General features: G+C 49.6%; 1 protein-coding gene. It reads left to right on the top strand.

The genetic code is table 11. From position 1 onward, the window contains the following. Window positions 1–174: transposase domain-containing protein (locus AB4167_RS22065; protein WP_372137029.1), on the top strand; the 174-nt coding region annotated here is incomplete at its 5' end. Between the last annotated feature and the right edge of the window lie 52 nt (window positions 175–226).

The raw sequence follows: 226 nt of genomic DNA, 5'->3' as shown, positions 1-226 counted from the left end.
CTGTTCTCTAACACACCAAACGGTGCTGATGCGAGCGCGATGCTTTACAGTATCGTCGAGACCGCGAAAGCCAACGGTCTTATCCTCTACGACTACATGGTCAAGTGCATGAAAGAGCTAGCAAAAGCAGAGCCCGATATCGATGCACTCCTGCCTTGGAACTTCAAACACTGACAAGTCGCCCGGTAGGTTCATGGGGCGGATACAATGCACTTGGATTTTTTTA

Origin of the sequence: Vibrio sp. 10N.286.49.E11 (assembly GCF_041469505.1) — a bacterium.
GTDB classification, from domain to species: domain Bacteria; phylum Pseudomonadota; class Gammaproteobacteria; order Enterobacterales; family Vibrionaceae; genus Vibrio; species Vibrio crassostreae_C.
This window is presented reverse-complemented; position numbering and strand designations above follow the sequence as displayed.